This is a genomic window from Mycoplasma wenyonii, from assembly GCF_003265155.1.
GTDB classification, from domain to species: domain Bacteria; phylum Bacillota_I; class Bacilli_A; order Mycoplasmatales; family Mycoplasmoidaceae; genus Eperythrozoon_A; species Eperythrozoon_A wenyonii_C.
Genome location: NZ_QKVO01000020.1, coordinates 1 through 6,470, shown reverse-complemented (window position 1 = coordinate 6,470; position 6,470 = coordinate 1). Strand labels below are relative to the sequence as shown.

Annotated in this window: 6 protein-coding genes; 5 read left to right on the top strand and 1 reads right to left on the bottom strand. The window is 33.6% G+C overall.

All coding sequences use genetic code 4. The features are described from left to right. Positions 1-67: 67 nt before the first annotated feature. Positions 68-1,465, bottom strand: a complete 1,398-nt coding sequence (locus DNK47_RS03125; RefSeq protein WP_112665867.1) for an MIP family Ig-specific serine endopeptidase — start codon at positions 1,463-1,465, stop codon at positions 68-70. A gap of 225 nt (positions 1,466-1,690) precedes the next feature. Between DNK47_RS03125 and DNK47_RS03120 the strand changes: the two genes are divergently transcribed. From DNK47_RS03120 to DNK47_RS03100, 5 genes are all read left to right on the top strand, one after another. Beyond that, positions 1,691-2,797, top strand: coding sequence for a type I restriction endonuclease (locus DNK47_RS03120; RefSeq protein ID WP_112665865.1), 1,107 nt, complete (start codon positions 1,691-1,693; stop codon positions 2,795-2,797). Between the two features lie 236 nt (positions 2,798-3,033). After that, positions 3,034-3,618: a hypothetical protein gene (locus tag DNK47_RS03115; RefSeq protein WP_112665863.1), complete on the top strand. Its 585-nt coding sequence runs from the start codon at positions 3,034-3,036 to the stop codon at positions 3,616-3,618. A gap of 151 nt (positions 3,619-3,769) precedes the next feature. Further along, positions 3,770-4,471, top strand: coding sequence for a hypothetical protein (locus tag DNK47_RS03110; protein WP_112665861.1), 702 nt, complete (start codon positions 3,770-3,772; stop codon positions 4,469-4,471). A gap of 88 nt (positions 4,472-4,559) precedes the next feature. After that, complete coding sequence (locus tag DNK47_RS03105; protein WP_112665859.1) at positions 4,560-5,144, top strand: hypothetical protein; 585 nt, start codon at positions 4,560-4,562, stop codon at positions 5,142-5,144. Between the two features lie 131 nt (positions 5,145-5,275). Further along, the gene (locus DNK47_RS03100) at positions 5,276-6,352 is read left to right on the top strand and encodes a hypothetical protein (protein ID WP_112665857.1); all 1,077 of its coding nucleotides are present in this window, start codon (positions 5,276-5,278) and stop codon (positions 6,350-6,352) included. The last annotated feature ends 118 nt before the right edge of the window (positions 6,353-6,470 follow it).

Sequence of the window (6,470 nt, the reverse complement as noted above, 5' to 3'; positions counted from 1 at the left end):
TTATGGCGCTTGAAACCATATTTTTCTAACTTTAATGATTAAGTCTTTTTAACATAGCCTCTCTAACTTAACTTACGTGCTTTCAACCTCTTTCACTCAATCAAGTTTTGTTACCTTTTTCAAGAATATGTTGTTCAACTTGTTCTCTATAAGAGCTTTTTTGTTTTTCAGCACCAAGTATCAAGTCATATTTTGGAGTTCGAAAATTCCCTTCTATTATTAACTTTTCTGATCTAATGGGAGTAATCATAGAGTAATTGCCTTGAACTCCCTCTTCCCCCTTGGTCTTTAGACCTATTAGGTTTCCTTTTCCATCTATACTCATAGATCCGGAAGCCCCTTTGCCCAACGGAAATCCTTCTAAAAGATAGAAGTGACCAAAGTTGTGGTGGTTTTCTCCAGCTCATTCAGGATTCTTATATCAATCAGAAGCGACATGCCCCTTTAGTTTATTTCCACTAATAATCGGATATCTATTTCTTGGATCTGTTGAAAGTTTTTCTCCAGATAAAGTCTCTTCATCTCATCCTTTTACATAACTAAATCTACTACTTGCTTTACTTGGATACCCCAAACTATAGAAGTTTTGGTTATTACTTTCAAGATTATGAATATCTAAAGGCTTGCCAAATATATTAATTGCTTCAGTCGACTCAACAGTGTATTTGTCTGCAAACCCTCTAGTTATTTCTCTTGCTGAATCTTCATCATTAAATTCAATTTCCATTACCGCAAAATCCTTAAAGTTCTTATCCAAAACACCCATATTTAAGTCAATGTCAAATAGATCAACAGCTACTCAGAATAATTTAGGTTGTTTCATTTTCTTTAGATAGTTAACAGCTCCTCAATCAGATTTCAAGGCTTCTCCATCAGGCTGCTTTGAAAGGTTGAGATCAAATGTTCCCTGCGTTTTCTTGAAATAACAGCTCTGAGAAGAGTGAAGTGGGAATTTAGAGGAATATCAGTTGTAATAGGATTGATGTTTTGACTTGTTGGGAGCTATTGGTAATTTTTGACTATAAGGATTAGAGTTGTCAAATAGTCAGTGATTTACTACATGAGCATTGGTAGCAATGTATCAAATAAGGGGATACTTTCCTTTTTCTTTTGGAAGCACATAGTCCAATATTCAGCCCGTTCCTACATTACAGGAAGAAAAGAGCTTAAATGTGTAATCATCTAGTTTTGAGAAAGCTGAATCAGCTTCTTTCTTAATTCTTCTTCGCTCTTTCTCTTCAGGGCTTAAATTTGAGTCATTTGCTTGATCTTGAGTTACTAATTCAGATGAGAGATTAGATATCTGGGAACCTAAAGGAACTGATTTTTCTTGAGGGGGGGGCAATACCCCTCTTGCCTGTTGAATTAAATCTGTGGGTTGTGCTCAATTAGATAACTTATATGTACCAAGTGCAATCCCAGAAAGAGATGTAACGGAAATAACCCCTCACTTTAAAGCAACCATATTATTGACAGTTGATTTTTTGTCTTAAGTCCCCTTAATTAGTTTTTAGTTTTTGTGCCCAGTAAAAATATGTGACTTTCGCCCCTCCCTTTTCTGTCTATTCCTCTCCCGCGCGGGCAAGCATAGGAAGCCCCGCCTATAAAGAATTTAACTATATATATCTATATAAAAAAAAGACTTAAAGGCCTTCTTAATAATTAATAGAGTTATTACTCAAGAAACTTTATGGGCAGGAGTCAAGGCTCAGAGACGTTTTGGAGAGAAAAAGAAACTGTTAATTCTCGAACTAAAAGTGAAAGACAAAGAAGTGAAGCTGATTGAGAGAAATGATTTATTAGGAGACTCGGAGAAATTGGTTGAGTTTTCCGTAGTGACCTTAAAAATGAGAAAGGACAAACTAGCGAGGAAAGACTTTCAAGTTGTCTTTTAAAACAACTACGAAGACTTTGTATAAAACACAATAATCTTTCAGATTCGTTTGAATTCACTAAGAAAGAAAAAATCTATCTCCTACAAGAGCTAAATTCTGTTAGAGATCGTGATTTAAGTAAACCTATTGAACTTGATATTTCGCGCTATAGAACCGCTAAACCATTAAAAATCCCCTTAATTGACTTAGAAAACATTGATAATAACAGGTTTTGATTAGCGTCACAAGTCAAAGAGCGAAAAAGAGAATTCACTCATGTTTATGACCTAGTATTACTCATTAATGGAATTCCATTGGTCTGTATAGAACTTAAGAAAGCGACAATAAGTGCAAATGAGGCCTTAGAGCAGTTAAGAAATTATGAGGAAGATAGATTAAGGTGTAAGCCTTTAAGTATCTTTAACAACTTTCAGTTATTTATAGCTCTTAATTTTCAAAGGTTTTATTGCTTAAAAAGAAAAGAGTTATTAAAGGTAAATATGGAAGACAAAAAAGCAAGAGAGCATAATTACATATATCTCGTTTGGCTTGATGAGCAAATTAGAGAGCTCTTTAAACGCTCTTGAGTGCTTAAACAAATATTCCGAGAAGAATCAATTTCTCAAAAGCAAAGATATTACACATCAGTCGCTCAGCCCGTGAGGGCTTTGAAAAGGACCCGCACGTATAGTATCGACAAAACAAGAGAGATCAATCTTTCTGCTTCTGAAACTTTTAGACACCTAGAAGACCCAAGTGTCAAAACAAAAGTTCAAGTTCATACAATTCTGGTTGCACTTTTTCTACTTGCAGTCTTTTTACTAATTAACTTTTTAAGTAGATGAGCATGATGGACAGTGGTGTTTGGATTTTTATTCACACTAGTAACTTTTTTTGGATGAAGGAAGTGAGTCGGAAAATAAATTAACTCGCGATTATTAAAGTTCAAGATTCTTCAAATGCCAATTGAGCTTTAACTATATCCTGTAAAGAAGGAAAATTGACTAAAACATTGAGCAATTCAATTGTTACAGGGACTCAAAGAACATAGATTGTGAGTAAACTAGTTAGGGAGATTTACGAGTAATGGAATTTTTATTGCTAGCTCAGATTCCTGCATAATAAAAGAATGAATAGACTTCAAATAGTTTCTTAAATTATGGCAGTCAGTCCTAAAGTTTTTTCATTTGTTCTTACAGTTGGAGGTTGTGTCGGTGTTCCTTTAATTCTTTGAAAAGAAGGTTATTGAGGTACATCTGGTTCTCAAGTTTCTAAGAATGTTCCTTTAGCGACTACACCTAAAACAACCGCCACTGAACAACTTAAAGTTAAGAGACAATTGCCTAATGTTCAAAATACATCTGTTCAAAGAGGAAGTTGTGAAATAGAAGATCTAAAGAAAGATTATGAAGATTTTCTTCTTGATCAAAAGAGAGGAGAGATTTATATTGAAATGTCTTGTGAAAATACTAATGATGGAACAGGAGCCGGTTCATTACCTCACAACTGGACTGGATTATTCCCAGAAGCACTATTTTCGAATAGTGAATCATTTTCTGTAGGTCAAAAACTAAACATAAGAACTGACACTAAAACAGAAGGATCGGAAACGCGAACTACTTTTAAGGGAGGCAGACTTAAGTCTTCATTTACAGGAACATGAGGGGACACATTAAAAAAACTAAAAAACCAGAATCCGTTACTCCTGTGACAATCGCAAAAGATTCTGATAAATCAAACATAATTTATTGAATTTCTGGATAAAAGTTAACTCTAAAAGTTATTTGTAAACAAGAAACATAATTCCATCTAAATTGAGACGAAACTTTATCATTTAACTCTCTAAGGATTAGTTTTTAAGATAAACTTTCCTAAACTAGTTAATCCAAGAAAAAATGATTAACAAATTAAGAGCTTTAAATACCTTACTTAAAGACAGAACGTTAGCTAATCAAAAAATAGAAGAATGGATTGGGAAAAAGTTTGAAATGTTAAGAACTGGTGCGGGCGGGCAAGTAGAAAAGAGTTTTGATGATTTGTTTGAGATAGTTCAGACAGAAGAGAAGTTTGACTCAGAACAAAGATTCTATTGCCTTACATTTATTGACAGTAAATTTATTGCCGCAGAAACAAACGAGATTAATACGAAACATTGTGCGTATTGTAACAATAGTCCTTGTGTTGCGGACAGACTACTACTATCTCAAAAGATTTATATGGATACAAAGCAAAAGCATTATTTAAAGCTTTATATAGGTTGTGAAGGTTATGCTAGTAGCCCTAGATTTATTCCTATTAAGCCAAAGCCAGAAATAGGTATTCCTTATGGCTATTGCTTGTTATTTTTTTATCTTGAACATTTGCTAAAAGATATTCCTGAATCAATTGCAAAGGGAATGGTTTTACAAGAAGAGTTGAGAAGTTGTAAATTCTTTGTTCACTCTAAAACCAAAATAGCTAAGTTCAATAGGGAATGTAGACCTGCATTTAATAGTCAAAAAGCGATAGAGTGAGAACTTTACAGATTTAATAGGTTAAAAGAAGAGGAAGAAAAAGCCATTCAAATGTGTACCTTCTTGAAACAAATACATTGATAAACAGTTTTTAATTTTTACTAGATCTATTTATTATTAGCCAATCTAATTAGCCCGTTTAAAATATTTGTTGGTCAATCAGTAGTTTTTTGTGTCCCTTCTTACCTATACAAGTCATCCAGTACTTTTTGCAGCTAGTGTAGGAGGTGTTACTCTCGGAGTTACTTTGTTATTGTTACCTTCAAAAATAATTTCATTTGGAAACTTTTCATTTCAATCTTCTCCTGAATCACAATTGCAGCTAACCAATGGAGAAGGTAACTGTCAAGTAGTTAGCGATCTTAAAAAAGTTATTGGAGAGTTTCTTTTTCCCTGAAGATCTTCACATGTTGCGTTAGGTTGTGAAACTCGGGGAATTATTAAAAATGATGATTTAATTCTTCCGAGAAAATGATTAGCGCTGTTTCCAAAAAATTTATTTAAAAAAAATGTTGACCAGTTTTCTGAAGGACTTAGGTTAAATATTGAGTCTGAAACCAAAGAACAGGAAGTAGGAGAGATTTTTGAAACTGTGTTTAAAAGTGATTCTTTTTCTTCCTTAGATCATCAAATAACTGGAAGATGAGATTATGACAATGAGATCAAATCCAAAGATTTGACTTCATATTTTGTAAGAATAATCGACCCTAAAATTACAGAACTAATTTATTTCATGTTTGATTCTCGCGATCGCTAAGTCCGTAACAATTTATTAAGTTTTTAGAGAAAAGTGATTTTTATTTAATCCAAGATCTTTAAAATCTTTAGGGTTGTAAACAAAACTTTAGTAATTCTTTTAAGAAGAGTAATAGTTTAATTAATACTCTCATGTCTTTCTTTTTATTTCCCGGTTTAGCTCATTTCGCTTTAACTGCAGTAGTTATCGGAGGGGGGGGCACAGCACTTGTAAAGTCCATACAAGGCAGTCAAATTGTAGTATCAACATCTGCCACTACATTAACTAATAAGGTTTCTCATCAAGTTACAGAAAGAAGAACTGAAACCCTATCCTCCTCAGTCCCTGCAGACACAAAAGATTTAACTTCATCACTTTCCACAACTTCTCAAACAGAAAAACCAATTCAAGAATTACAAAAGATTGAAGAACAAAAAGCGCCAGTTAAAGAAGAAAATTGTCAAATCACCAAGCATTTAAGTGATATTCCTGAGTCTTTTCGAGCAGAAACACAGGATTATGTAACAATTTCTTGTTCAGACAGAGATTTAAATCCTTTCCCATTCGACTGAAAGGGATTATTTCCTAGAACTATCTTCAAAACAGGAGAGCAACTTAATGAAGGGCAAGAGTTGATTATCAAGATAAGAGATAAAGAAGAAGAATTAACCAGTATTTCTGAAAACACAAGCGACGAAGAAGATTTCAAAATTACTATTTCAAGTCCTCAATTTTCAACAACAGATATGACTGCAACATGAAACTATTCAACAGAAGATAGTTCTTGAGCAGTTATTTCAGTTGCCGATCCAACACTTACACAAAAGATTTATCTTCTATTAAATGAAGAAGAACAAGCAGGAAATTGTGAAATTGTCGATAGTTTGAATCAAGTTCCAGAATCATTTAGTTCAAGCCTAGGAAGTTACTTTTCATTATCTTGTGGAGTCTCAGGAGTAGACACTTTCCCAGATCCAATAAAAGTATTATTCCCTAAAAATCTATTCAAGAATCAAAACAAACTCACTGTAGGTAAGAAATTTGATTTAAAGATAGAAACAGATATGGATGGGGAACAAGAGTCCGCGAAAGGTTTCGGAATCACTTTTTCCAGCGATCAATTTTCTAGTTCTTCAATAAATGGAACTTGAGATTATGACGAAAGTGACGGAGCTGTTGTTAAGTTGCAAGATAATAAGCAAATTTATCTCTTGTTAAGAGAAGATTAAGCGTTACTGGTTTTAGCTACGATTAGTTAATTTTTTATGACTTTTTTAACTAAGTTAATTTATGCAGGACTTACTACAACTGTCATCACGGGGGGGGCGTTGGCATAGGATTATCTTC